Source organism: Thermovibrio ruber, assembly GCF_055380895.1.
On sequence record NZ_AP042397.1, the window covers coordinates 854,992 to 881,205 of the forward strand.

Annotated in this window: 24 protein-coding genes and 2 tRNA genes; 8 read left to right on the forward strand and 18 right to left on the reverse strand. The window is 45.9% G+C overall.

Annotation, left to right across the window (positions count from 1 at the left end):
* Positions 1–92: 92 nt before the first annotated feature.
* Both ACZ424_RS04540 and carB read right to left on the reverse strand, forming a co-directional pair.
* Positions 93–665, reverse strand: a complete 573-nt coding sequence (locus ACZ424_RS04540; RefSeq protein WP_464903819.1) for an acyl-CoA thioesterase — start codon at positions 663–665, stop codon at positions 93–95.
* Entirely contained in the window at positions 665–3,886 is a 3,222-nt protein-coding gene (gene carB / locus ACZ424_RS04545; RefSeq protein WP_464903820.1) for a carbamoyl-phosphate synthase large subunit, read from the reverse strand. Before carB ends, ACZ424_RS04540 begins: the two co-directional genes overlap by 1 nt.
* 57 nt (positions 3,887–3,943) lie before the next feature.
* Between carB and ACZ424_RS04550 the strand changes: the two genes are divergently transcribed.
* The 4 genes from ACZ424_RS04550 to ACZ424_RS04565 are packed head-to-tail and all read left to right on the forward strand — an operon-like array spanning position 3,944 to position 7,067.
* On the forward strand, positions 3,944–4,462 hold the full coding sequence (locus tag ACZ424_RS04550; protein ID WP_464903821.1) for an adenylate kinase family protein: 519 nt from the start codon (positions 3,944–3,946) through the stop codon (positions 4,460–4,462).
* Positions 4,419–5,753 carry a 16S rRNA (cytosine(967)-C(5))-methyltransferase RsmB gene (gene rsmB, locus ACZ424_RS04555; protein WP_464903822.1) on the forward strand — a complete coding sequence of 445 codons (1,335 nt, stop codon included), beginning with the start codon at positions 4,419–4,421 and terminating at the stop codon, positions 5,751–5,753. Before ACZ424_RS04550 ends, rsmB begins: the two co-directional genes overlap by 44 nt.
* Before the next feature lie 2 nt (positions 5,754–5,755).
* On the forward strand, positions 5,756–6,400 hold the full coding sequence (locus tag ACZ424_RS04560; protein ID WP_464903823.1) for an HDOD domain-containing protein: 645 nt from the start codon (positions 5,756–5,758) through the stop codon (positions 6,398–6,400).
* Positions 6,401–6,416: 16 nt separating this feature from the next.
* On the forward strand, positions 6,417–7,067 hold the full coding sequence (locus ACZ424_RS04565) for an HDOD domain-containing protein (RefSeq protein WP_464903824.1): 651 nt from the start codon (positions 6,417–6,419) through the stop codon (positions 7,065–7,067).
* On the opposite strand, the gene truD is transcribed toward ACZ424_RS04565, so the two are convergent.
* The 9 genes from truD to ACZ424_RS04610 form a co-directional block, all read right to left on the reverse strand.
* On the reverse strand, positions 7,057–8,223 hold the full coding sequence (gene truD / locus ACZ424_RS04570) for a tRNA pseudouridine(13) synthase TruD (RefSeq protein WP_464903825.1): 1,167 nt from the start codon (positions 8,221–8,223) through the stop codon (positions 7,057–7,059). The genes ACZ424_RS04565 and truD overlap by 11 nt on opposite strands.
* A gap of 26 nt (positions 8,224–8,249) precedes the next feature.
* A complete protein-coding gene (locus tag ACZ424_RS04575) occupies positions 8,250–8,750 on the reverse strand; it encodes a D-glycero-alpha-D-manno-heptose-1,7-bisphosphate 7-phosphatase (protein ID WP_464903826.1) in 501 nt (166 codons plus the stop codon).
* Positions 8,747–10,255 (reverse strand): YifB family Mg chelatase-like AAA ATPase, encoded by a 1,509-nt coding sequence (locus ACZ424_RS04580; RefSeq protein ID WP_464903827.1) that lies wholly within the window; start codon positions 10,253–10,255, stop codon positions 8,747–8,749. Before ACZ424_RS04580 ends, ACZ424_RS04575 begins: the two co-directional genes overlap by 4 nt.
* On the reverse strand, positions 10,255–10,566 hold the full coding sequence (locus tag ACZ424_RS04585) for a hypothetical protein (protein WP_464903828.1): 312 nt from the start codon (positions 10,564–10,566) through the stop codon (positions 10,255–10,257). Before ACZ424_RS04585 ends, ACZ424_RS04580 begins: the two co-directional genes overlap by 1 nt.
* Before the next feature lie 30 nt (positions 10,567–10,596).
* Positions 10,597–10,673: transfer RNA gene (locus tag ACZ424_RS04590), tRNA-Pro, on the reverse strand.
* A 90-nt stretch (positions 10,674–10,763) separates the two neighbouring features.
* Positions 10,764–12,620 (reverse strand): sodium-extruding oxaloacetate decarboxylase subunit alpha, encoded by a 1,857-nt coding sequence (gene oadA / locus ACZ424_RS04595; protein WP_464903829.1) that lies wholly within the window; start codon positions 12,618–12,620, stop codon positions 10,764–10,766.
* Between the two features lie 21 nt (positions 12,621–12,641).
* Positions 12,642–14,060, reverse strand: a complete 1,419-nt coding sequence (accC, locus tag ACZ424_RS04600) for an acetyl-CoA carboxylase biotin carboxylase subunit (RefSeq protein WP_464903830.1) — start codon at positions 14,058–14,060, stop codon at positions 12,642–12,644.
* The gene (locus ACZ424_RS04605) at positions 14,060–14,512 is read right to left on the reverse strand and encodes a phosphatidylglycerophosphatase A family protein (RefSeq protein WP_464903831.1); all 453 of its coding nucleotides are present in this window, start codon (positions 14,510–14,512) and stop codon (positions 14,060–14,062) included. Before ACZ424_RS04605 ends, accC begins: the two co-directional genes overlap by 1 nt.
* A 46-nt stretch (positions 14,513–14,558) precedes the next feature.
* Positions 14,559–15,503, reverse strand: a complete 945-nt coding sequence (locus ACZ424_RS04610; RefSeq protein WP_464903832.1) for an RluA family pseudouridine synthase — start codon at positions 15,501–15,503, stop codon at positions 14,559–14,561.
* 64 nt (positions 15,504–15,567) lie between these two features.
* Here ACZ424_RS04610 and ACZ424_RS04615 point away from each other — a divergent pair, with 64 nt between their 5' ends.
* Together ACZ424_RS04615 and mutS are read left to right on the forward strand one after the other, a co-directional pair.
* Positions 15,568–15,738 carry a DNA gyrase inhibitor YacG gene (locus tag ACZ424_RS04615; protein ID WP_464903833.1) on the forward strand — a complete coding sequence of 57 codons (171 nt, stop codon included), beginning with the start codon at positions 15,568–15,570 and terminating at the stop codon, positions 15,736–15,738.
* Positions 15,710–18,277 carry a DNA mismatch repair protein MutS gene (gene mutS / locus ACZ424_RS04620; protein ID WP_464903834.1) on the forward strand — a complete coding sequence of 856 codons (2,568 nt, stop codon included), beginning with the start codon at positions 15,710–15,712 and terminating at the stop codon, positions 18,275–18,277. Before ACZ424_RS04615 ends, mutS begins: the two co-directional genes overlap by 29 nt.
* A 1-nt stretch (position 18,278) precedes the next feature.
* Here mutS and ACZ424_RS04625 read toward each other — a convergent pair whose 3' ends face one another.
* From ACZ424_RS04625 to rplM, 6 genes are all read right to left on the reverse strand, one after another.
* Positions 18,279–18,806, reverse strand: a complete 528-nt coding sequence (locus ACZ424_RS04625; protein WP_464903835.1) for a DUF996 domain-containing protein — start codon at positions 18,804–18,806, stop codon at positions 18,279–18,281.
* 27 nt (positions 18,807–18,833) lie between these two features.
* Positions 18,834–20,432, reverse strand: a complete 1,599-nt coding sequence (gene cimA, locus ACZ424_RS04630; protein ID WP_464903836.1) for a citramalate synthase — start codon at positions 20,430–20,432, stop codon at positions 18,834–18,836.
* Positions 20,433–20,750: 318 nt separating this feature from the next.
* Entirely contained in the window at positions 20,751–21,983 is a 1,233-nt protein-coding gene (locus tag ACZ424_RS04635) for an aspartate kinase (RefSeq protein WP_464903837.1), read from the reverse strand.
* Between the two features lie 75 nt (positions 21,984–22,058).
* Positions 22,059–23,105: an N-acetyl-gamma-glutamyl-phosphate reductase gene (gene argC, locus ACZ424_RS04640; protein WP_464903838.1), complete on the reverse strand. Its 1,047-nt coding sequence runs from the start codon at positions 23,103–23,105 to the stop codon at positions 22,059–22,061.
* Entirely contained in the window at positions 23,077–23,487 is a 411-nt protein-coding gene (gene rpsI / locus ACZ424_RS04645; RefSeq protein ID WP_464903839.1) for a 30S ribosomal protein S9, read from the reverse strand. The genes argC and rpsI overlap by 29 nt, the downstream gene beginning before the upstream one ends.
* 11 nt (positions 23,488–23,498) lie before the next feature.
* Entirely contained in the window at positions 23,499–23,927 is a 429-nt protein-coding gene (rplM, locus tag ACZ424_RS04650; protein WP_464903840.1) for a 50S ribosomal protein L13, read from the reverse strand.
* Between the two features lie 118 nt (positions 23,928–24,045).
* Between rplM and ACZ424_RS04655 the strand changes: the two genes are divergently transcribed.
* Positions 24,046–24,140 (forward strand) — tRNA-Ser (locus ACZ424_RS04655).
* A gap of 20 nt (positions 24,141–24,160) precedes the next feature.
* The gene (locus ACZ424_RS04660) at positions 24,161–24,988 is read left to right on the forward strand and encodes a M23 family metallopeptidase (protein WP_464903841.1); all 828 of its coding nucleotides are present in this window, start codon (positions 24,161–24,163) and stop codon (positions 24,986–24,988) included.
* Here ACZ424_RS04660 and aroC read toward each other — a convergent pair.
* Positions 24,985–26,154 carry a chorismate synthase gene (gene aroC, locus ACZ424_RS04665; RefSeq protein ID WP_464903842.1) on the reverse strand — a complete coding sequence of 390 codons (1,170 nt, stop codon included), beginning with the start codon at positions 26,152–26,154 and terminating at the stop codon, positions 24,985–24,987. The genes ACZ424_RS04660 and aroC overlap by 4 nt on opposite strands.
* Positions 26,155–26,214 lie beyond the last annotated feature (60 nt).

A 26,214-nucleotide genomic window follows, 5' to 3' on the forward strand; every position in this document is an offset into this window, starting at 1 on the left:
TCAAGGGTTTCCTTTTCAAGCTCTTCATCTTCAATATCAAGGTCAAAGCGGTGTGAAAGGGGGAGCTCCCCCCGAAATTTGAACTTTTAAGTTTAATTTGTCGTTCCGCCGTCGTTTCTTTCTACCCTTTCCGTTATTAGTTTTTTCAGCTTGTCGGTGATCCCCTCCTGAGACGGCTGCTGCTCCTCCTGCGGCTCCTCAACAAACTGTGCGTCTTTTATTATGCCTTTAGACTTGAGGAGCTCTACAACCTCTTTACCGAAAGAAACAGGCCTTCCCTGTGGATCAATGAATATGTGCTGAGTAAAGCCAACTGCCAGAACTACGTCGTCCCTTAAAATCCTGTAGTCAAACCTGATTCCCCTCGTTCCGATGTTGGTTATTGCCGTTTCAAGGGTTATGAGGTCGTCGTAGACAATGGGTGCAATGTAGCGGCAGGCTGCTTCAACTACAGGCATTAGAATCTGCTTCTGCTGGAGAATCTGTCTGTACTCTATTCCGAGGGCTCTGAAGAGCTCCGTCCTTCCCCTCTCAAAGAGCTCAAAGAACCTTGAGTAATACATAACGCCGTAGGCATCAACTTCTGCCATAGAAACCCTGTAGGGCATACTCCCAACTATTGCCTGAGGCTGTTGTTGATTCTGCTCTTTTTTTTCGTCGGCCATTACTTCCCTCCGTAGTATTCTTGAAGTGGTTTAACGTCTAAGCTTGACCTCCTCATAGACTCTATTGCCATTACGGCTGCTTGAGCTCCTCTAACCGTCGTGTAGTAGGGAATTTTGTAGTTAACGGCAAGTCTTCTTATACTGTAGGCGTCTTTCTTGGACTTCGTTCCCGTTGGAGTGTTGATTATGAGGCATACTTCCCCATTCTTAATTAGGTCTTCAACGTTGGGACGCCTTCCCTCTTGAATCTTGTAGACGAGCTCAACGGGAACTCCATTTTCCTTTAAAAACTTGTAAGTTCCCTCAGTTGAGACGATTTTGAAGCCCATGTCGGCAAGTTTCTTTGCAATTAAGTAAATCTTAGGTTTATCCTTGTCCTTAACGCTTATAAAGACTTTCCCGCAAGACGGGTCTAACGGAAGCCTTGAACCGGCAGCAAGCTGAGCCTTGTAGAAAGCTATTCCCAAATCTTTATCTATTCCCATAACCTCGCCGGTTGACTTCATCTCGGGGCCTAAAATCGGGTCAACTTCCGGGAAGCGGTCAAACGGGAAGACTGCCTCTTTAACAGAGTAGTATTTAGGCTCTACCTCTTTAACGCCAAGCTCTTTAAGTTTTTTACCCATTGCAATTTTTGTCGCAACTTTTGCAAGTGGAATTCCCGTTGCCTTACTGACGAACGGAACGGTTCTTGACGCCCTTGGGTTTACTTCAATGATGTAAATCTCTCCGTCCTTAACGGCAAACTGGATGTTTATGAGGCCTTTAACCTTTAGCTCAAGGGCGATTTTCCGGGTTATCTCCTTTATTTTTTCAACAATCTCCTTCGGAACTGAGAAGGTTGGAAGGACGCAGGCGCTGTCTCCCGAGTGGATTCCGGCCTCCTCTATGTGTTCCATAACGCCGCCGATTACAACTTCCTCTCCGTCTGCAACGGCGTCTACGTCAAACTCAACGGCGTCTTCAAGGAACTTGTCTATGAGAACGGGCTTCTCCTCAGAAACTTCAACGGCTTCTGCCATGTACTGGCGGAGCTCCTCCATTGAGTAGACGATCCTCATAGCCCTTCCGCCTAAAACGTATGAAGGCCTCATGAGAACTGGAAAACCTATCTCCTCGGCAATCTTCTCGGCCTCTTCAAGTGAGCGGGCAATTCCGGAAGGGGGCTGTTTTAGGTTTAGTTTGTTGAGGAGCTCTCTGAACCTCTCCCTGTCTTCGGCTATGTCAATGCTTTCAGACGATGTTCCGAGAATTCTTACTCCGGCCTTTTCAAGTGGGACTGAGAGTTTCAGAGGAGTCTGTCCTCCGAACTGAACAACAACTCCTACAGGCTTTTCTTTCTCAACGATGTTCAGTGCATCCTCAAAGGTTAAGGGCTCAAAGAAGAGCTTGTCTGATGTGTCGTAGTCGGTTGAAACAGTTTCGGGGTTACAGTTAACCATGTGGGCTTCGTATCCTAACTCCCTCAGTGCCCAAACAGAGTGAACGCAGCAGTAGTCAAACTCTATACCCTGACCTATCCGGTTGGGGCCTGAACCGAAAACGATAACCTTCTCTTTATTACTTGGGTTTGCCTCACATTCCCTTCCGTCGTAGGTTGAGTAGTAGTAGGGGGTGTAAGCCTCAAACTCTCCGGCACAGGTGTCAACGGTTTTGTAGAGGACTGGTGAAACCTCCTTCCTCTTTTCTCTAACTTTTAGCTCGTCAGTTCCCAAGAGGTTGGCAATCTCTCTATCTGAAAAGCCCCACTTTTTAGCCCATTTGAGGAGCTCCAACGGGACTGTATCAATCGTGTGTTTCTTAAGTTCCTCTTCCAACTCAACTAACTGCCTGATGTTGTTGAGAAACCACCTGTCTATTTTTGAAAGGTCGTAGAGCCTGTCTAAATCCCATTTCCGTCTGAATGTCTCTGCTATGTACCAGACCCTGTCGGCGTTCGGAACGGCAATCTTTGACTCAAGCTCCTCGTCTGAGAGCTCTGAAACTCCTTTCATAGTTAAACCGTAACGGCCTATCTCTAAAGACCTTATGGCCTTATTCAGGGCTTCCTTAAAAGTCCTTCCTATTGCCATCACCTCGCCGACGGACTTCATACGGGTCGTGAGGGTCGGGTCTGCCTCTGGGAACTTCTCAAAGGCCCATCTTGGGAACTTAACGACGCAGTAGTCTATTGCAGGCTCAAATGAGGCAGGAGTTTTCTTTGTAATGTCGTTTGGAAGCTCGTCTAACGTGTAGCCAACAGCCAACTTAGCAGCAATCTTCGCAATGGGGAAGCCCGTAGCTTTTGATGCAAGAGCAGACGAGCGGGAAACCCTTGGGTTCATCTCAATAACGATTATTCTTCCGTTTTCTGGGTTAACGGCAAACTGGACGTTTGAGCCTCCAGTCTCTACTCCAATCTCCCTTATTATTGCTATTGCGGCATCACGGAGCAGCTGGTATTCCTTGTCTGTGAGGGTTTGAGCAGGAGCTACGGTTATAGAGTCTCCCGTGTGAACTCCCATAGGGTCAAAGTTCTCTATTGAGCAGATGATTACAACGTTGTCCTTGAGGTCCCTCATAACCTCAAGCTCAAACTCCTTCCACCCTAAAACGCTCTCCTCAATGAGGACTTCGTTTATCGGAGAGGCGTCTAACCCCCGTTTTACTATCTCCTTGAACTCCTCCCTATTGTAGGCAACGCCTCCACCCTCTCCGCCAAGGGTAAACGCCGGTCTTATGATTGCCGGAAGACCAACGTAGTCAAGAACTTCCATTGCTTCTTCAAGTGAGTGGGCAAGACCACTTCTTGGGACGTCTAAGCCTATTTTTAGCATCGCCTCTTTGAAGAGCTCCCTGTCTTCGGCCTTCTTTATCGCCTCAACCTTTGCTCCTATAAGCTCAACTCCGTATTTCTCTAAGATTCCTGCTTCGTGGAGCTCCACGGCAAGGTTTAGAGCCGTCTGTCCGCCAACCGTTGGAAGGAGTGCATCTGGCCTTTCTTTCTCAATTATCCTTTCAAGGACCTCAACGGTTAAGGGCTCTATGTAGGTCCTGTCTGCAATGTCCGGGTCTGTCATGATCGTTGCGGGATTTGAGTTGACTAAAACGACCTGATAACCCTCTTCCTTTAAAGCTTTACAGGCCTGAGTTCCTGAGTAGTCAAACTCAGCAGCCTGGCCTATCCTTATGGGACCGGAACCGATTATTAGAATCTTTTTAAGGTCTTCCCTCTTTGGCAAAGGAGCCTCCAGGAAAATTTTGCTCTAATTTTATCCTAAAGCTTTTGGAGTGATGAGTTGAGAATTGCGATAACTGGAACGCCGGGAACGGGAAAGAGCACGGTAGGAAGGATACTCTCTGAAAGGCTGGGAATTCCCGTTTACAACCTAAGTGAGCTGATAAAGGAAAAGAAACTCTACACCGAGTTTGACAGAGAGAAAAACGCTTACGTCGTAGATGTTGAAAAGCTCTTTGAGTTCTTTAAGAACAAAGAAAACTACATAGCAGAAGGGCTTGTTGCCCACTACGTTCCGTCCGACCTGATAGTCGTTCTAAGGGCAAAGCCCGAAGTCGTCATTGAGAGGCTAAAGCCAAGGGGATATTCTGAAGAGAAACTGAGGGAAAACGCAGAAGCAGAAAGGGTTGCAGTTATAGCAACAGAGGTTTTTGAGAATTTCCCAAACTCGCCAATTGCCCACATAGATACAACCAACAGAACGCCTGAGGAAATTGCAGAGCTTGTAGAGAGAGCTCTAAAAGGAGAGGAGGTATTTGACGAAGTTGACTGGCTGGAAGACGAGACAGATAGCTATTAAGGTACTCTGTGCCTTTGAAAACGACAAGAAGCTGAGGGAACACTTAGAGCCATTGATAAAACCACTTAAACCTGTTGACAGAGGCTTTATAAGGGAGCTCGTCTCTGGAACTATCCGCTACCTTAGGCTTTTAGACTTCTGTGTAGAGAAATCAACGGGGAAGAGACTGAAAAAACAGCTCTGTGCAGTCAGAAACGGCCTGAGGCTAATTGCCTACCAGCTGATGTTTACAGGAGTTCCAGAGTATGCCGCCGTTAACGAAACTGTTGAGGCAGTTAAGAGGTTAGCCGGCAGGAAGTTTGCAGGTTTTGTTAACGCGGTTTCCAAAAAGTTAATCGGTTTCAACTGTAAAGAAAAGGTTGAAAAGATTAAAGACTTCTACGAGAGAGTCTCAATTCTCTATTCCTTTGAAACCTGGATGGTTAAGAGGTGGCACAGTTTCTACGGAGAGGAGCTCCTTCCCCTCTTAGAGTCTTTAAACAGAGTTCCTCCACTGTTTGTTCGGGTAAACTTGATTAAAACTACGACAGAAGAACTCCTAAAGCTCTTTAAAGAAAGCGGGATAGAGGCAGAACTCCACCCCTTCATTCCCCACACGGTTAGAGTAAAAGGAAAGGTGATTGTTGAGGAGCTCCCCGGCTTTAAAGAGGGTCTTTTCTACGTCCAAGACCCTGCATCCTACTTGGCTGCATACTTTCTTAATCCGAAAGAAGGGGAGCTTATCTTAGACGTTGGAGCAGCCCCAGGGGGAAAAACGACTGCAATAGCCTCGTTAACAAAGAACAGGGCAGTAATTGTCGCCGTTGATGTAAACAAAAAGAGAATGGAGCTCTTAAAGGAAAACTGCCGCCGTTTGGGGGTAAAAAAGGTAGAACCGGTGGTAACCGACATCTCAAAGGATGATTCCTTTAAGGCAAGGTTCTACAAAAGCTTTGATAAAATCCTGATAGACGCTCCCTGCAGTGCAACGGGGGTTATAAGAAGACATCCTGAGGGAAAGTGGAACAAGAGTATGGAGCTGATAAGACACAACCAGAAAGTTCAGAGGGAACTCCTTTTAGCGGCAAAAGACCTTTTAAAACCCGGAGGCCTGCTCCTCTACAGCGTCTGCTCTTTAGAGAGGGAAGAGGGAGAGGAGAACAGAGAGTTCACCCTTACGAACGGCTTTAAACCGGCAGAGTTTGAGGCAGTTCCTCCCCCCTTAAGGGAGAGGGTAACGGGCGGGGAGCTCCGGGTCTTCCCTCACAGAGATAATACAGACGGTTTTTACTACACCATTTTAAGGGTTTAAAAATGGAAAGGGGAGAGATAAGCAGGACGGTTCTTCTTAAGCTAATTGAGGCAATACTGAGGGAAGAGGAGGTTGAAAACATCTCAAAGATAGTATCTGCAGACTCTAACCTTACGGCCAAATTACTGACTTTCGTAAACTCAGCTTACTATAATTTAAGGAGGGAGATACACTCTGTAGAAGACGCCATAGCCTACATCGGCTACAGAAAACTCAAAGAGATAGCTTTTGCCCTTTTAGTATCTGCAACTCTGAAAAATGTTAATAAGGAAGAGCTCCTCAAATCAGTCCAGTTTGCCTACCTAACAAAAGCCCTTGCAAAGAGAGTTTTTCCAAAACTTAACTTAGTGGAAGATGCCTTTTTAGTGGGAATACTGAGTCACGCTTTTGAAAGATATGGTGAAGAGCTCCTAAAAGAGTTAGAAAGTGTAAGTATTTCAAAGGCAATAACTGAGGGATTGAGAAACGGCTCATCTCCCTTAGGGAAACTGAGAATACTTGCTAAAAAGCTCTTCCCGTGGTGTGAAAAGATAATAAAAGGGGAAAGAAAACTTAAACTATCTCAGAACGATGTAAAAAGGGAAATTGTTATAGAAAGTTGTTTAGAATCTCAGGAAGAAGCTCTGAAACTTGCGGAAATACTCTAAAAGGAGGAGAGGGAAAATGTCGGAAATAGAGAGGTTAGAGCTTAAAAGGGAAGTGATGTTAAAGCTCATCAACGCGCTTCTTGAGGGAGAGGAACTCAACAGAATTGCACAGATAGTAAGTATGGATCCGAACCTTTCTGCAAAACTCCTAAAGTTTATAAACTCTCCCTACTTTGGGCTGAGAAAGGAGATAAAGTCAATCGTTCAGGCTATTGCCTACTTAGGATACAGGAATCTAAAAGACTACGTTTTCGTTCTTCTAACCTCATCATTCCTGAAAAACGCCAGCAAAGAGGAAATTAAACAAGTTCTCAAGTTTGCATACTTAATGAGGGAGCTCTCAAAGAAACTTATGCCTGAACACGATGACGAAGCCTTTATGGTTGGAATACTTGACAGCGTTCACCAGAAAATCGGCGACGAGATAAAAGAAGTCTTGGAAAAAGCAGGAGTATCTGAACACGTGATAAACGGAATCCTTGACAACTCAAGTAAATTAGGAAAATTAAAGGTGGCAGCAAAGGAACTCCTCAAACAGTGCGACAAACTCACCTCCGAAGAGCCGGTAGAGATACCGGAATTCCTCAAAAACCTCTCCAAGGAAGACCTCGCAGAGAGTTGCCTAATGGCAGAGGACAGCGCAGAATCAATCCTCGCTACCCTTTAAGTAGAAAACGGAGAAGAACCGTTGCGTAGGAGCCGGAAGGAAGCGAAAACTGAAGCTTTATCCGGCTCCTCGTTTTCTCTAAAACCTTAAAACCTTCCGGGAAAACAACTGCCTTCCTGAGGCCGTCTGTCATAACGACCATTCCCCCGACTTCCCTGTCAAACCACTCCTCTTTAACTCCATACTTTTTAAAGACCTTTTTGAGAGCTCTCCTCAAAACGTCGTCTGGAGGCTGGAACTTGTGGCCTGTGTAGGGAATCTCAAGCCTTTTTAAGTGCTCTAAATCGTAAACTTCCAAGTAGTAGCTCAGCTTCCAGTTGTTTATAAAGGGAACCCTTACAAACGGGTATTTCTCCTCTACGTATTCCCTTAAAATCTCGTTCCACAAAAAACTCTGATATGCGAAGTTAAACATCAGGCGAACATTTTTAGGAAGAATTCTGAAAGCCTTTTCGGGAGTAAGTCCCCTCATTAACCCTTTAATTAAGTCCTTTTCATACTCTTCAAGGGTCGGAGAAAGAGTTCTGTATAGTCTTCTCCAATCTCCCCAGAAGTCTATTGTAGACTTGCCGAAGAAGTAGCTGCGGAGAGCTCCCTCGTAGTCCCCTTTAAGGAGATACCTTAAAACAAAATCGTCTCTACTCTTAACGCTTCCAAACCTCTGCTCTCCAAAGTAATTGGGAAATCCGTATCTCTTAACGATCTCGTAGTTCCTGTAGAACCTCTCTCTCAGGTTTTTCTCAAAGTTTCTGACGGTTATAGTGAACCTGTTTGCCTTAAGGTCTCCTAAGGTTAAAGGGCTGTTAACTTTCCCCAAAACCTCTATACAGAAACCGGACTCTCTACTCCAGTCTAAAGCATCAACCCTCTCCCACCTACCGGAGAACCTGAAACAGGCATCTGAAATTGAGTAGCTTTCCGGAACTGTCAAATACTGAGTCGTAACGGCGTATCTGTCCTTAAGCCCTGCAAAGCCGATCTCCTTTAGTGGAACTTTTAAAAACCTTGAAATTACCCTTAGTGCCTCAAGGGTTGAAACGTCCCTCTTCTTCAGTCTCAAAAAGAGGTAACTTCCCTCGTTTTTCGGTTCAAGGTTCGGTATTTCTTCAACTATAAAGTCCTCAGGCCTTGTCTTAATTCTGGAGTAGAGCTTCAAGTGGAAACCTCCCAGATTTTGGAAGGTTAATATAGGCTGAGGGTAAATTCAGCGGCCTTTAAAAAGTCTTCAAAGGGGAACTCTCCCACCTTTATTCCTGCCTTACAGCCGCACCTAAAGGCAAGCTCAACGTCGGTATCCTTATCTCCAATAAGGACGCTTTCAGAAACGTCTATTCCCAACTCTTTAGCTGCCCTCTCAACCATTCCTGTTCTCGGCTTCCTGCAGCTACAGTTTTCGTCCGGCCTGTGGGGGCAAAAGTAAAAAGCATCAATCTGAACACCAAAGGGTTTGAGGAACTCCTGAAGCCTCTCGTTTACTGCCCAAAAGTCTTTTTCCTCAAAATACCCTCTCCCTATACCTGACTGGTTTGAAACGACGATTAGCAGAAAACCGGCCTCCTTCAGGAGCTTAAGCCCTTCAGGAACTCCCTTTAACAGTCTAACCTTTTCCGGCTCGTGTATATAACCTGGGTCGTAGATAAGGGTATTGTCTCTATCTAAAAACGCAGCCCTTACTTTCTTCAAGACTCCTCCCTGAAGCTCAGAGCTTCTGCAACGTGGTGGGGTTCAACGGTGGAACTCCCCTCAAGGTCAGCAATAGTCCTTGAAACCTTTAAAACCCTGTCAAAGCTTCGGGCTGAAAGGCTAAGGGTTTTTGAGGCAGAGATGAGGAGTTCCTCGGCCTCTGTAGAAACTGAGGCCAAGTCTCTAATCTCCCTTCTCCCCATCTGGCTGTTGAAACTTATAGGCAGTTCAGAAAAACGCTTCTGTTGAATTTCCCACGCCCTTATAACACGTTCCCTTATTTTCTCGGAGCTCTCCCCTTTATTACTTCCCTTAAACTCATCAGGCTTAACAGCGGGAACCGGAACGTATAGATCTATTCTGTCAAGAATAGGACCCGAAATTCTGCTCCTGTATTTTCTAACCTGAGAAGGTGAGCATTTACAGTAGTTCTTACCATCTTCAAAACCGTAATAACCGCAGGGACACGGATTAGCTGCTGCCACAAGGAGAAAGTCCGCCGGATACGTAACGGAGCCAGAAGCTCTTGATATAGTAACGACCCTATCCTCTAAAGGCTGCCTCAGGGCTTCTAAAACGCTCCTTTTAAACTCCGGAAACTCGTCCATAAAGAGAACGCCGTTGTGGGAAAGGCTCACCTCTCCCGGTTTTAGAGAGTTTCCTCCGCCTATTATTGAAACATCTGAGGCCGAGGTATGGGGTGAACGGTAAGGTCTACGGAGAACGGGAACTTCATCTGTTAACCCGGCAACGGAGTAGATTCGGCTGGTCTCTATTACCTCTTCCTCTGTCATAGGCGGGAGAATTGTGGGAAGCCTCCTTGAGAGCATCGTTTTACCTGAACCTGGCGGGCCGACCATAAAAATATTGTGCCTACCTGCTGCGGCTACCTCCAGTGCCCGCCTTGCCTGAAACTGGCCTACAACATCTGAAAAGTCAACATCGTAGTTAAAAGACCGGTTAAAGGAGCTCCTCTCAGCCGGAGCTATCTCAAGGTCTCCGTTTATAAAAGAGACGGCCTCCGTTAAGCTCTTTACAGGGTAAACGGAAACGCCGTCTATAAGGAGTGCCTCTTCAACGTTCTGAGGTGGAACTATGAGACCTTCAAATGAGAGCTTTTTTGTCAGAATTGCAGCTGAAAGAACACCCTTTATCGGGTGGAGTTCTCCCTCAAGCCCCAACTCTCCGGCTATCAAGAACTTTCCGAGTCGTTCAAGGTTTAAAAGGCCGGAGCTCCCCAAAATTCCCAGAGCTATCGGTAAATCGTAGAGAGTCCCTTCCTTCCTAACGTCAGCAGGGGCAAGGTTTACAACTATTCTCTTTACAGGAAAAGGGTAACCGGAATTTATTATTGCAGACCTTACTCTCTCTTTACTCTCTTTAACTGCAGAGTCGGGAAGGCCAACGATAACTGTAGCCGGAAGTCCTCTTGAAGCGTCAACTTCAACTTTTAAAAGGATAGCATCAATACCAATAGTTGCAAAGCTTAAAACAGTAGAAACCATTACTTACCTATTTCTCCCGTTTCAACCACCTGAGGGTAAGAAAAGTCGCTGATTTTAAGAACAATGTAAGTTAATTTTTGAGAATTTGATAGAAAATTTTTCCCAGGAGTAACTATAGAACGGTTTTTTCTACACTTTCCTCTGTAGACTTTCCCTTTTTCAGTAACAAACAGAACTAAACAGTTCTTTAATTTCACTTTAACAAAAGGCTTGTAATAACCGTTTCTCTCAAGCCAACCACTTTCAGAAGCAAGGAGGTTCAAAGGAAAGAGGAAAACTGAGAGTAAAGTTAATAAAATTTTTTTCTTCACAGCCGACCTTAACTGTTTTTATTTAATAAATGGTCGGGGCGACCCGACTTGAACGGGCGACCTCTGGCCCCCCATGCCAGCGCGCTACCAGGCTACGCCACGCCCCGACGCACTGGGAAATATATACCCTACCTGCGGCACGGACAAGTGCACTCCCTGTGGTGACAGAGCTCCAAAATTTAAGAACCTCTTTATCCCTACTCCGGCTCAATTGTCATAAGGGCTTCGTCCGGGTTAACGTTGTCTCCCGGTTTTACGTAGATAGCCTTAACGACTCCGCTGATCGGAGCGTGAACTTCGTTCTGCATCTTCATTGCCTCAACGATAGCAACAACGTCTCCTTCGTTAACCCTGTCTCCCTCTTTAACCTTAATCTCAACAACCTTTGCAGGCATCGGAGAAGTAACGTCTCCCTCTTTCGTTGCCCTTGGCCTCTTAGATGCGCTGGTTAACTCTCCGGCAATCTCAACCTCTTCCTTTGTAGGAACTATCTCAACCAGCGGTTCAACCATAACCTCTTCAAGCCTTCCATCAATCTTTATAAAGTAAGGTTTCTTACCTTCTTTCTTGTGTCCTACACCGGCAACCTTAACGTGGTAACTCTCTCCGTGAACGTTAATGATAAACTCCGTTGGAGCAAGGGGCTGAGGGCACTTCTTCTCTTCTTCCTCCATATCGTGGAGGTCTTCCTCTGAAATAGCAGGAATCTCTCCCTTTTCAACCTTTTCTCTCCACTCAAAGAACTCTTTGGCAACTTTAGGGAAGAGACAGTAGGAGAGAACGTCTTCCTCGCTCCTTGCAAGGTCTTTTATCTCCTCCCTACACTTGTCAAGCTCCGGCTGGAGGAGGTCTGCAGGCCTGCAGGTAATTGGTTCCTCGTCCCCTAACACCTTCTTAATTATCTCTTCCTTTATCGGAGCGGGAGGCCTTCCGTAAAGTCCCTTAACATAGTTCTTAGTTTCTTGGGTAATCATCTTGTAGCGCTCACCGGCAAGAACGTTTAACACTGCCTGAGTTCCAACTATCTGGCTGGTCGGCGTAACGAGGGGCGGATAACCTAAGTCTTCCCTGACCCTTGGAACTTCTTCCAGAACTTCCTCTAACTTATCAAGAGCTCCCTGTTCCTTTAGCTGGTTTACGAGGTTTGAGATCATTCCTCCGGGTATCTGGTGCTCAAGGACGGCTGCGTCAATTCCCTTAAAGTCTATGTCGTACTTCTTATACTTTTTCCTTACCTCTTTAAAGTGCTGAGCCATCCTCTTCAAGGCCTTTTTATCTAAACCTATTTCAAACCCAAACTCCCCTAAGGCGTAGGCCATCGTCTCAACTGCCGGGTGGGAGGTATCCGACGCCATTGGAGAGATTGCAACGTCAAAGATATCGGCTCCCGCCTCTGCAGCTTTCAGCTGAGCCATTTCTGCCAATCCGCTGGTGCAGTGTGTATGGACGTGGACAGGAAGCCCAACCTCTTCCTTTAACGCTTTAACCAAAGAGTATGCCCTCTCAGGAGAGAGAAGGCCTGCCATGTCTTTAATCGTGATTATATCTGCCCCCATCTCTTTAAACTGAAGGGCAAGCTCTATGTAGAGGTCTTCTGTGTGGACAGGGCTGATGGTGTAGGAGAGAGCTCCCTCAACTATCTTTCCCATCTCTTTTGCCGTTTCTACGGCAACCTCAACGTTCCTAAGGTCGTTCAGTGCGTCAAATATCCTGAAAACATCTATTCCGTTTTCGGCGGCCTTCCTTACAAAAGCCCTAACGACGTCGTCGGGATAGTGCCTGTAACCGACTAAGTTCTGTCCCCTAAGGAGCATCTGGAGGCGGGAGTTCGGCATCAATTTCCTTAAGGTTTTCAGCCTCTCCCAAGGGTCTTCCCTTAAGAACCTGAGGCAAACATCAAAGGTTGCCCCTCCCCACATCTCAACAGACCAGAAACCGGCCTTGTCTATAACGGGAGCTATGTCCACCATGTCCCTCGTCTTCATCCTCGTCGCAAAGAGAGATTGGTGGGCATCCCTCAAAGTAACGTCTGTAAACTGTATCTTCCTGCCCATTAAACTCCTCCTGAAACTTCTTTAAAGGCCGTGGTGTGCCGCAATCGCAGCAGATATAGCAAGAGCTAAGACCTCCGGATCCGTCTCCTGAATAAAAGTGAACTCCTTAATCTTCCTGTCTATGAAAGATGTATCAAACTGTCCCTTAACAAACTCCGGGTCGTTAAGGATCTTCTTGAAGAACGGAATCGTCGTCGGAACTCCTCTAATGACGAACTCGCCAAGAGCTCTCCTTGAACGCCTTATAGTTTCGTCCCAGTTTCTACCCCAAACGATGAGCTTTGCAACCATAGAGTCGTAGTAGGGAGGAATCGTGTAGCCCTTATAAACAACACCGTCTATCCTTACACCAATTCCTCCCGGAGAGTAGTAGGCGGTAATCGTTCCCGGGACTGGAACAAAATCCTTAGTCGGGTCTTCAGCGTTTATCCTGAACTGGAAGGCAAATCCGTTTATGTGGATGTTTTTTTGTGAAAAGGAAAGACCCATTCCGGCGGCTATTCTTATCTGCTCCTGAACTATGTCTATTCCTGTAACTCCCTCAGTTATCGTGTGTTCAACCTGAAGGCGCGGGTTGACCTCCATAAAGTAAAAGTTTCCGTATTTGTCCATTAAGAATTCCCAAGTCCCGACTCCGTAATAGCCGATAGCCCTTGCAGCTTCAACACAGATTCTTCCTAACTTCTCCCTCTGGCGTCTCGTTAGAACGGGAGACGGCGCTATCTCCAAAACCTTCTGGTGCCTCCTCTGGAGTGAGCAGTCCCTCTCTCCGAGATGAACTACGTTTCCGTGCTTGTCTGCAACTATCTGAATCTCTATGTGGCGAGGGTTCTCAATAAACTTCTCTATGAAAACCTCTCCCTTTCCGAAAGCAGCTTCTGCCTCTTTAACTGCAATCTGAAACTGAGAAACCAGCTCACTCTCGTTTCTTGCTACCCTCAGTCCCCTTCCGCCACCTCCGTGGGCAGCCTTTATCATTACAGGATAGCCAATTCTCTCTGCTATTTCCTTTGCTTCCTCTACACTTGAAATCGGCTCATCGCTACCTTCTGCTACAGGAACTCCTAAGCTCTTCATAAGCTTTTTTGACTCAATCTTGTCGCCGAAGATTTTCAGGTGCTCAACAGGGGGTCCAATAAACTCAATCCCGTGTCTCCTTGCGTAGTCGGCAAAGTCTGCCCTCTCTGAGAGGAAACCGTATCCCGGGTGAATGGCTTCAGCTCCAGCTCTTTTAGCTATGTCAACTATCTTATAGTAGTTGAGGTATGCCTTTATCGGGTCTCCGTGAATTAAGTAGGCTTCATCAGCCTTTTTAACGTGGAGAGAGTTAACGTCTGCTTCAGAGTAGATGGCAACTGTCTTTATTCCCAACTCTTTACAGGCTCTAATAACTCTTGTTGCGACCTCTCCCCTATTGGCAATTAAAACCTTCTTAAACATTACAGAAAACCTCCAAGGAGCCTTAGAAGGAGATTTGAGATCACGCCGGCTACAGCGTCATCTACTGTTATTCCCCAGCCGCCCGGCAAACGCTCAAAAAGCTTTATAGGCGGAGGTTTCATTATATCAATAACTCTAAAGATGATTAGACCTAAAAAGGCAAGCTTTACGTTGTGGGCTGCCTGAAGGCCGAAGAAGGTTAGCTCTATTCCAAGTATTTCGTCTATAACAACTTCGTCCGGATCTTTGTTCCCGAGTTTTTTTGAAACGTAGTCTGAGGAGATAACGCTTAAAACGAAGGTTATTCCGATAACTGCAAGCTGAACGTAGAGGTTTGTTGGCCAAAAGGAATAACAGCAAACGGCGGCAAAGATTGAACCCCAAGTTCCCGGCATTTTAGGAAGTTTTCCGGTAAAAAAACCCGTTGCAAGGAACTCCATCAAAAAGTTCACTCTAACCTCTTCAGAAAACGTATTTTCGGTAAGATTATAAAGGAAACTAAATTTTACTCTTCAGGTAGTCTAAAACCCTCCGGTAGCCGGCGGGGAGTTCCACCCTAAACTCCATCCTCTCTCCCGTCCTTGGGTGGTCAAAAGAGAGGTAGTAGGCACAGAGGGCGTGCATTCCCATCTCGTCAATTAGCTTCCTCAACGTTTCGTCCTCAACTCGCGAGGGTTTGTATCCGTAGGTTTTGTCTCCCAAGAGAGGATGGCCTAAACTTGACATGTGAACCCTTATCTGGTGCGTCCTTCCCGTCTCAAGCTTACACTCAACCTCTGAAACGTTGAACCTCGGAAACTTCTCCGTTACCCAGTAGTTTGTTATCGCCTCTTTTGGAGATGTTGTGTTTGGAGAGAACTTCTTCCTGTCAAACCTGTCCCTGCCAATCGGTAGAACGATTCTCTCTCTCTTTTTTTTGGGTATTCCGAGGAGGAGAGCTCTGTAGAGCCTCCCAACAGTTCTGTTCTTAAACTGCTCAACTAAAGACTTCTGGGCAAGGTCGTTCTTTGCAACTACCAAAAGCCCTGCGGTGTCTTTATCAAGTCTGTGAACGATTCCCGGCCTTAGAGTTCCGTTTATCCCTTCCAAGTCCTTACAGTGGTAGAGAAGGGCGTTTACGAGAGTTCCGGAGTAGTGGCCTGGAGCCGGGTGGACCACCAAACCTGCCGGTTTGTTTATGACAATAACGTCCCTGTCCTCGTAAACAACGTCTAAAGGGATGTTCTCAGGCTGGAGCTCTACCGGCTCTGGCTCAGGAACATCAAACTTAACCTTCTGCCCTTCCTTAACCTTCTGAGACGGCTTCTTAGGGAGTTTCCCGTCAACTAAAACAAACCCTTCCTCAACCATCTCCTTTGCCTGTGAGCGGGAAACCCCGGCAACCTCAGAGAGGAACTGGTCTAACCTCTTTCCAGAGTGCTCTCTCTCAACAATAACTTCCATACTTAGCCTTGATTGAATTGGGTTTCAGTCTAATTTAAGACGGGAAACCTAATGTGAGGAAAACTTGAAAAAGGTTAGATGTCCTAACTGCGGTAAGGAAACTGTTTGGGAGAACAACCCCTTTAGGCCTTTCTGCTCTGAGAAGTGCAAGCTTACAGACCTTTCTAAGTGGCTCAACGAGGAGTATAGAGTAGAGGAGGAGATCTTTGTCAAAGAAGATAACTCCGGCTCTTAAGCAGTATTTGGAGTTAAAGGAGAAGTATAAAGACGCCATCCTAATGTTCAGGATGGGGGACTTTTACGAGATGTTCTTTGACGACGCTGAGGTTGCCGCAAGGGAGCTTGAGATTGCACTAACGAAGCGCTCCTTTGGTAAGGGAGGGGAAAAGGCTCCCATGTGCGGTGTACCCCACCACGCGGTTGAGGGTTACATAGCAAAACTGGTCAGGAAAGGCTATAAGGTTGCAATATGTGAACAGTTAGAGGAGCCCAAGCCGAGAAAGAAGGTAGTTAAGAGGGGAGTTGTAAGGGTAATAACTCCAGGAACTTACTTTGAGGACGAAACTGAGGACAGGTTTTTAATGGCAATCTACCCAAAAAAGGAGAGGTTTGCTGTAGCCTGGGCAGAGCTCTCAAGCGGCGACCTCTACTTTACAACCGTTAACAGCGAGGAACTCCTCTCCCTCATAGCTAAGTTTAAGCCAAAGGAGATAATCGTTCCGCCGAAGTTTCCGGAAAAACTGATTAAAGAGGTCTTCCCGGAGAGCTTCATTCAGGAGAAAGACGAGAGTTTCTTTAAGGAAGAAAAATCACCGGACGCAACAAGCAGAGAGGAGGAGAAAGCATTAGGAGCTCTCCTCTCTTTCGTCAGAGAAACCCAGATTGAGTTCATCCCAAAACTGAAAGAACCAAAGAGGTATACGGGAGAGCGCTACATCTACTTAGACCCCCACACCCAGAGGAACCTTGAGCTTATTGAGCCACTCTACGATAAGCTCTCCTCTGCAACTCTTTTTAACGTCCTAAACAGGACGAAAACGGGAATGGGAAGGAGGCTCCTAAAGTTCTGGATACTCCACCCTTTAAAGAACAGAGACGAGATAGAGGAAAGGCTCTCTGCCGTTGAGGAGCTCCTAAACAGCTTCTTCATCGCCGACGAACTCAGGGAAAAACTCTCTAAAGTTTACGACGTAGAGAGGCTTCTCTCAAAAATCTCTTCAGGAATTGCAAACCCGAAAGACGTTTCAGCTCTGAGGAACTCACTAAAAGTATTTCCAGAGATAAAGAAGCTAATTTCAGAGTTTAACTCCCCACTTCTCAAGAAACTCTCCTCTCAGTTTGATGACCTCTACGACGTTTACTGTGAGATAGACAGGGTTTTAGTTGACAACCCTCCTTTCACCTCAAGGGAAGGAGGGCTTATAAGAAACGGAGTAAATGAGGAGCTTGATAGCTTAAGGGAAATAAAGGAGAACGCAGAAAAGATAATTAAAGGAATAGAAGAGAGGGAAAGGAAGAGAACGGGAATTCAGAGCTTAAAGGTAGGTTTTAACAACGTTTTCGGCTACTATATAGAGGTTTCAAAGCCGAACCTTCACTTAGTCCCGAAAGACTACATAAGGAAGCAGACACTTGTAAACGCTGAAAGGTTTATAACCCCGGAGCTAAAGGAATTTGAGGAAAAAGCCCTATCGGCTCAGGAAAGGATAGAGAAGATAGAGTATCAGCTCTTTACGGAGCTCCGCCGATACATCACAGAAAACGCAACGAGAATCTCAAGGTCTGCAGAAATCATTGCAACGGTTGACGTCCTCCTCTCACTCTCAAAAGTTGCCCAAGAGAGAGGCTACACAAAGCCGGAAGTTACAGACTCCTTCTCTATTGAGATAAAGGGAGGAAGACACCCGGTTTTAGAGAAATTCTTAGAGGACGAGTTCATTCCAAACGACACCCGTTTAAATAGGGAAGAAAGGGTTCTGATAATCACAGGCCCCAACATGGGAGGAAAGTCTGTTTTCCTAAGGCAGACTGCACTGATTACCTTGATGGCTCAGATAGGCTCCTTCGTTCCGGTAGAGTATGCAAAGGTCGGCGTAGTTGACAGGATATTTACCCGGGTAGGAGCGGCAGACAATCTAAGCAGAGGCCTCTCAACCTTTATGATGGAAATGGTAGAGACGGCAAACATACTGAAGAACGCAACTGAAAAGAGCCTCGTTATCTTAGACGAGATAGGGAGAGGAACGAGCACTTACGACGGAATGAGCATAGCAAGAGCTGTAGTTGAGTTCTTGGCTAAGAAAGTAAAAGCAAAGACTCTCTTTGCCACCCACTACCACGAACTTACAGAACTTGAAGGAAAGGTAGAGGGAGTTAAAAATTACCACGTTGAGGTAAAAGAGGTTGACGGAAAAGTCCTCTTCACCCACAGGTTAGTCCCGGGAGCATCAGAGAAGTCCTACGGAATACACGTTGCAAAGCTTGCAGGTCTGCCTGATGAGGTAGTTAAGAGGGCAGAAGAGATACTTGAAGGTTTAGAGAAGAGAGATAGGAAGATAGAGATAGAGGAGCTCCCCCTCTTTACAGTTGCAGAGAGGGGAGAAGCCTACAGGCTGGAAAGTCCAAAAGTGAAAGAGGAGCTCCCCCAGGAAGTTGAGAGAATCCTTTCAGAGATAGAAAAAGTTGAAATATCAACAACAACACCCCTTGAAGCTTTAATGCTCCTTGCAAGACTGAAGGAGCTCCTTAAAACCTACAAGCTAAACCTCTCTTGAATTAAGGAGTTTCCTCAACAGCTTTCTTCTCCTCTGTTGTAAAGAAGGCAACTGTTGAAAGAAGCCAACCTACCCACATAACGATACTTCCGATTAGGACTATTACTAAGAGAGCTCCCCAAAACAGTAGCTTTCCAGCCCAAGCAAAGAGCGTATTCCCCGTTATTAAAGCTATCTCTTCGTAGGCCTTCTTAACGTAGTAGCTCCCGTAAACAGAAGCAACATAGAGGATAATTCCCCCTATTCCGGTAATGAGGTAGCTGAGAGCTTCCGAGTTCCCAGCAGCTGCAGAACCTATACCGGCAAACAGAATAACCATTCCAATAATACTTCCAATAATGCTTACAAGAATTCCTCTCAAAAAGTTTGAGAAAACTTCTCCTTTTCCCTCTTTCTCTGCAAACTGCTTAACAGCTACGATAAGAAGTATCAAACCAGCTAAGCCTAAAACTGCTCCAACGTAGGGAATGAAACTCAAAACGATAAACAGTGAACCCACCCCTCCTAAAATCTTTACGTTGCTGTCCATAGCTCCTCCCCATTTTGATTTCAGTTTTTATTTTACCTCGTCGTCTTTCATGAGCTTATACTTTATAGCATCGGCAAGGGCAAGCCAGGAAGCCTCTATAACGTTTGGAGAAACTCCGACGGTTCCCCACTTCCTCTTACCGTCTGTTGACTCTATTAAAACTCTGGGAGAAGCTGCCGTTCCGGCTGCCTCGTTGAGTATTCTGACCTTGTAGTCGGTAAGTTTCACTTCCTTGATTGACGGGTAGAACTTCTCAAGGGCTTTTCTCAACGCCTTGTCTAAAGCTTCAACGGGACCTCTTCCCTCAGCCGCCGTGTGCTCAAACCTGTCTTCAATTCCCCTCTCTCTTGCAACTTCTTCGGGAATTTCAACCTTTATCGTAGCTTCTGCGTAGGCTTCCTCGTTTTCAGACCTTTTCTCAGTTAGAACTCTGAAACCTTTTAGCTCAAAGTATTTTTTTGTTAATCCCAAGGCTTCTTTCAGAAGGAGCTCAAATGAACCTTCTGCTCCCTCAAAGTGGTAGCCTTGGGCTTCAAGCTCCTTTATCTTCTCTAAAATTTTCTTAACGGCGGGAGAGTCTTTGGAGAGTTCTATCCCCAGCTCCCGTGCCTTGCTGATGATATTGCTTTTTCCGGAGAGCTCTGAAACCATAATCTTCCGTTTATTTCCAACTTTTTCGGGCTCAATGTGCTCGTAGAGCTTAGGGTTCTTCTCAACTGCTGAGACGTGAACTCCTGCCTTGTGGGCAAAGGCGTTATCCCCAACGTAAGGGAGGTTAACGGGGTGAGGGCGGTTGGAGAGCTCCGAAACAAGCCTTGAAACCGAGTAGAGCTTCTTTAGGTTCTCCTCAGGAATTGACTCAATACCCATTTTTAGAACAAGGTTCGGGATAATTGAGCAAAGGTTTGCGTTTCCCGTCCTCTCCCCAAGTCCGTTTATCGTTCCCTGAACCTGAATGGCTCCCTTTCTAACGGCTATTAGAGAGTTAACAACTGCCATGTCTGAATCGTTGTGGGCGTGGATGCCGAAGGGAGCTCTTACCTGTTTCAAAACGGCATCTATTATCTCTTCCGTTTCATACCAAAGGGTTCCTCCGTTTGTGTCACAGAGAACCAGACAATCTGCCCCTGCCTCCTCCGCCACAAGGAGCGTTTTAAGAGCGTAATCCGGGTTTGACTTGTATCCGTCAAAAAAGTGCTCTGCGTCAAAGAAAACCTCGTCAAAGTAGCCCTTCAAATAGGAAATAGTGTCGTAGATGAGTTCTAAGTTCTCCTCAAGAGAGATCCCCAACCCTTGAGTTGCGTGTAAATCCCACGATTTACCGAAAACCGTAACGGCAGGAACTTCAGTCCTTACAAGTTGCTGAATGTTAGGGTCTTCTTCAACCTTTAACCCTTTCCTTCTGGTTGAACTAAAGGCAACTACTTTAGAATTCCTAAGTTTTAAGTCCTTTACAGCTTCAAAATAAGCAAGGTCTTTAGGGTTAGAACCAGGCCAGCCACCCTCTATGTAGTGAATTCCAAGGTCATCCAACGCCTGGGTAATCCTTAACTTGTCCTCCAAAGAAAGTGAAACTCCCCTTGTCTGGGCACCGTCTCTTAAGGTTGTATCGTATATGTAAACCATCTCCTTACTTGGCCTCCTTTCCTCTGTAGAAGGCTATGAAGCCGGTAAGAAAAACTACCAGCATGGCCAACAAGATAGCAAGCAACATATTAAGTTTCTCTATCAGATGCTCCATCGTCCTCTATTCCATTAACAAGGTAAATCATATAACGCCACAACAATACTAAAACTAATGCAAGTCAAACAGAAGTTCCAAGTCCAATTAAAGCTAAAGAGCTTTTTATATCACGAGTCAAAAGAGCAAAGGAGCCACTAACTGTAACGATAAACAAGTTGAAAAGATTTCTAAATACTTCCCTATAAATGCCTATCTTTCCCTTAATTTTCTCGCTCATCTTTATCCAAACCGAAAGCCTCGTGGAGAACTCTTACTGCGAGCTCCGTAAACTTCTCGTCAATGATGCAAGATATCTTTATCTCAGATGTAGAGATCATTAAAATGTTAATTCCATACTTTGCAAGTGTCTCAAAAACCTTTCCTGCAACTCCGGCGTGGCTCCTCATTCCAAGACCAACAATAGAGACTTTGGCTATCTTGTCGTCCCTGATAACCCCTCTTGCACCGATCTCTTTTGCTACCTCTTTTGTTATTCTCTCTGCTTTCGCTGCATCGTTTTTCTCAACTGTGAAGGAGATGTCTGTAAAACCGTCAACTGAAACGTTTTGAACAATCATGTCAACGGGAATGTTGGCATCGGCAAGGGCGTCAAAGAGCTTTGCAGCAATTCCCGGCTTGTCTGGGACTCTCTCAACTGTAATCCTGGCTTCGTTCTTGTTGTGGGCTATTCCCCTTACTACAACCCTCTCCATTGTCTCGTCTTCCTCCTTAATAAGCGTTCCCTCGTCTTCTGAGAAAGTGCTCCTAACCCTTAAAGGGACACCGTACTTCATTGCAAACTCAACAGATCTAATCTGAAGAACCTTCGCCCCTAAAGATGCAAGCTCCAACATCTCCTCATAGGAAAGAACGGGAATTCTCCTTGCCTCCGGAACGATCCTTGGGTCAGCAGTGTAAACTCCGTCAACGTCTGTGTATATGTCGCACCTATCTGCCTTTAAAGCTGCAGCAATGGCAACGGCAGAGGTATCTGAACCTCCCCTTCCAAGGGTTGTTATGTCTCCTCCTTCAGTAATCCCCTGAAAGCCTGTTATTACAACTATTTTTCCCTCTTTTAAGTAGTTCCTTATTCTGTCAGTATCTATCTCCAAGATCCTTGCCTTCGTAAAAGCTTTATCCGTCTTAATTCCGGCCTGCCAGCCTGAAAGGGCTACTGCAGGGTACCCCATGTGGTTCAGAGCTATTGAAAGAAGACCGGCAGAAACTTGCTCACCTGTTGAAACGACAAAGTCCATATCCCTCTCGTTAGGCTCCTCTGTAATTGACTTAACCAAGTTAATGAGCCTGTCTGTCTCTCCAGCCATTGCCGAAACTACTACAACAACGTCGTTTCCTCTTTCCTTCTCCTTTATAACCTTCTGGGCTACTCTATTTACAATTCTGTCTATGCTTCCCATTGAAGTTCCGCCGAACTTCTGGACAACGAGAGCCATTAAATTTCCTCCGGGATTTGGTTGAGTTGAAGGAAGATTATATTTTGATTTTGTTACTGGAACAACCGAAAGGTACTATATCCACTGGCTGAAGAGCTTCAAGCCAGTGTTTTCAGGAAAACCTAATAGAAGGTTCATGTTCTGAACTGCCTGTGAAGAGGCTCCCTTTCCTATGTTGTCTATTGCAGAAATAACAATGCCTAATCCGGTTGATTCCTCTTTTGTTACGTAGATGTCGCAGAAGTTGGTTCCTGAAACGTCCTTTGTGTTTGGAGGCGCTTTTCTCAACCTTACGAAGAACTCGTCTCTGTAAAACTCTTCGTAGACGGAACGGAGTTCCTCTCTGCTCGCCTCTGTTTTAAAGTAAATAGTGGTTAAGATTCCCCTGTTCATCGGAACAAGATGGGGAGTGAACCTAACCGATGGGAGTGAGAGTTTTTCGGCTATCTCAAAAGAGTGTCTATGACCCTCAACTGAGTAAGCCTTGAAACCTTCGTTAACTTCACAGAAAAGAAGAGGTAGGTTTGCCTTCCTGCCGGCTCCGGTTACTCCAGACTTACTGTCAACAACCACAGGATAAGAGCTGTCTAACAAGCCTTTTCTAACTACAGGATAGAGGCCGAGGATTGCGCTTGTAGGGTAGCACCCCGGGTTTGCAACGATTCTCTTTCTCTTTATCTCGTTCCTGTAAATTTCAGGAAGGCCGTAGGCAGATTCTTTAAAGAGCTCCTTAGCAGTGTGCTCAACTCCATAGACCTTCTCGTAAGCTTCAGGGTCTTTAAACCGAAAGTCAGCGCTGAAGTCTATGATTTTTAAATCTTCCTTTGCGTAAAAGAGCTCTTTCACAATAGGAAAAGAGGCTCTGTGGGGAAGACACAGAAAAACTACGTCTGCTTCTGAAACCTTCTCTGCCGAATAGCTCTCAAAGGTTAAGTCCTCGTAGGGACTTTTGAGAAAGTGGGGAAAAACTTCTGTTAAACGTTTCCCTGTAAATTGGCGGGAAGTTACGCAGACAACCTGAGCAAAGGGATGGAGTGTAAGGAGGCGGAGGAGCTCCGCCCCCGTATATCCAGAAGCACCGACAACGGCAACTTTAACGCTTTGACCACTGGTACCTTGCACGGGCTCCCCTTTGTCCGTACTTCTTCCTCTCCTTGATACGGGCATCCCTCGTTAAGAAACCTGCCTTTTTAAGGGCTGGCCTGAGCTCAGGGTTGAATGCAAGGAGAGCCTTAGCAATTCCGTACTTAATGGCATCTGCCTGAGCAGCCTTTCCTCCGCCCTTTAAAGTGCAGAGAACGTCAAACCTTCCATTTGTTCCAGTTACGTCAAATGGCTGCTGCATTATCTTTAAAAGGGCAAGCCTTCCAAAGTACTCCTCAGCAGGAACCTCTTTCTTCTTAGAAACCCTTACGGTTATCTTCCCTTCACCGTTAGGAATGAGCCAAACTCTAGCTATTGCTGTTTTCCTCTTTCCAGTTCCGTAGTATCTAACTTCAGCCATTGTTTCCTCCGTTAAAGCTCAAGGGGTTTAGGGTTTTGTGCTTTATGTGGATGTTCAGGCCCAGCGTAAACTTTGAGCCTCTTCATCCTCCTGTCCCTGAGCTTGTTCTTTGGAAGCATTCCCCTAACTGCAAGCCTGATAACTTCCTCAGGCTTCTTCTGAAGCATCTCTTTTAAGGTTGTTTCCTTAAGGCCTCCAGGATAACCTGTATGCTTGTAGTAGATTTTTTGGTTAAGCTTCTTCCCGGTAGCGTGGATCTTTTCTGCGTTAATTACGACGACGAAGTCTCCACCGTCAACGTGGGGAGTATAGGTAGGTTTGTGCTTACCCATGAGAATCTTTGCAATCTCTGAAGCTAAACGACCGAGGGTTTTACCTGTTGCGTCTACCAAGTACCAGTCCCTCTGAACGTCCTCCTTCCTCAACATGAAGGTCTTCATCTGCTTCCTCCGGATATTGGCGTTTTTTAACGCCGAAAATGTAGCGGGCAGCGGAAATTTACTAAAGGAGTTTTATCTTGTCAACCTAAACTGATCAGACTATATTTGCTTTCTACACGGAGGGGTGCCCGAGCCTGGCTGAAGGGGCACGATTGGAAATCGTGTGTACCCCCACAAGGGGTACCGCGGGTTCGAATCCCGCCCCCTCCGCCACTAATGTTAAAATAAAAACCATGAAATTCATAACAGCCCTTTTCCTTATACTCTTTGCTATCTCAACGGCAACGGCAGAACAGTTTAAACTCTACCTTCCTTTTACCTACCCCGGCAGTTTGGGAAAGTTTGAGGTTAACTCAACAGGAAAGTACGAAGCTGTATTAGGCTACAAAGGAAGAAAATTCCTTTTTAAAGGAATACAGGGAGAAAAGGAGCTCTTCTTCGTCATCCCCTACAGAGTTCAAAATGATAGCTTTTCCCTTTCTCTCTATAGAAACGGAAAACGAATCTTCTTCACAACAAAGAGGGTTACTCCAAAATACTACAGAATTTCAAGAATATGGGTAAAGGAGAGATCGTTAAAGGGAGAGCTCCTCAAAAGGGTTTTAAGGGAGGAGAAACTACTAAAGAGGGTTCTCAATCAAGTAACTCCCAAGAAGTTTAAAGAAAACAGACTCTACCCGCCCCTTAAGAAACTCTCAGTCTCAACTCCTTTTGGAGCAAAGAGAATAATAAACGGGAAGAGGCACTCAATCCACTGGGGAACGGACTTCAGAGCAAAAACTGGAACTCCCGTTTACGCCTCTCTTTCTGGGAAAGTAGTCCTTGCAAGGAACCTCTACTTTACGGGGAACACTGTAGTTATTGACCACGGCCTGGGAATTCATACCCTCTACGCTCACCTCTCAAAGATAGCGGTTAAAGAGGGACAATTTGTAAAGGCAGGAAAGGTCATAGGAAAGGTAGGCTCAACAGGAAGGTCAACGGGCCCACACCTCCACTTCGGCTTTTACGTTGAGGGAGTGAGGGCGGACCCGATGTTGGTCATGAAGGAAAGACTCTAACGGTTCATAACCTCTTCTTTATACTCCTCCCACCACCTCTTTAACCTGTCAAAGTTCGCAGCTGGAAACTCCTCAAGAACTGCAGAGAGAAGCGTTATCGCAACCATTGACTCTGCAACTACCGACGCAGCAGGAACGGCACAGACGTCAGACCTCTCAATTGAGGCTTCAAAAGGTTCCTTAGTGTTTAAGTCAACGCTTCTTAAGGGGTTGTAGAGGGTTGGTATCGGCTTCATTGCAGCCTTTACAATTATTGGCTCTCCGTTCGTCATTCCTCCCTCAACTCCTCCAGCCCTGTTTGTCTCCCTGTAAAATCCTTTTTCTTCTGAATAGAAAATCTCATCGTGAACTTTAGAGCCTGGGAGCTCCGCCCCCTTAAACCCGAGTCCAATTTCAACTCCCTTTATAGCTTGAATTGACATGAGGGCCTGAGCTATCCTTCCGTCTAACCTCCTATCCCACTGAGTGTGTGAGCCAATCCCCGGAGGCATCCCAACTGCAAAGACGACAAAAGTTCCACCTAAACTCTCCCCTTCCTTCTTAGCCCTGTCTATCTCTTCTTTAAACAGATCGTCCTTCTCTGGAAGGGGAGCTCTGACAACAGAGGTTTCGGCCCTTTTAAACCTCTCTACTAGTGAAACTCCTTGAACTTCCTCTTCATCAATTTTTACAGAGCCTATTGAAATAACGTAGCTTCCAACTTCTACTCCAAGCTCCCTTAAAATGTTCTTACAGAGAGCTCCAGCCGCTACCCTTCCGGCTGTCTCCCTTGCCGAAGACCTCTCAAGGACATTCCTTACATCGTCAAATCCAAACTTTAAAGCTCCAGGTAGGTCTGCGTGGCCGGGACGGGGTCTCGTTACCTTCTTCTCCTCCGGGAGCTCCCCCGGCTCAGGTTTCATAATCCCTTCCCAGTTCTTGTAGTCCCTGTTCCAAACTGCCATTAGAATCGGAGTTCCGAGGGTCTTTCCTAACCTCACTCCAGAGAGGAACTCAACCCTGTCTTTCTCTATCTTCATTCTTCCGCCTCTACCGTAGCCTCCCTGCCGTCTTGAGAGCTCTCCGTTTATAAAGTCAAAGTCAACCTGAAAGTTTGCGGGGATTCCCTCAAGGTAGGCAAAAATACCCTTTCCGTGGCTTTCTCCGGCCGTGAAAAACCTTAGCATTAAATTCCTCCAGGTATTATTTTGAAATAACGTTGACACTTCTTTCCGCACGGCCTATTT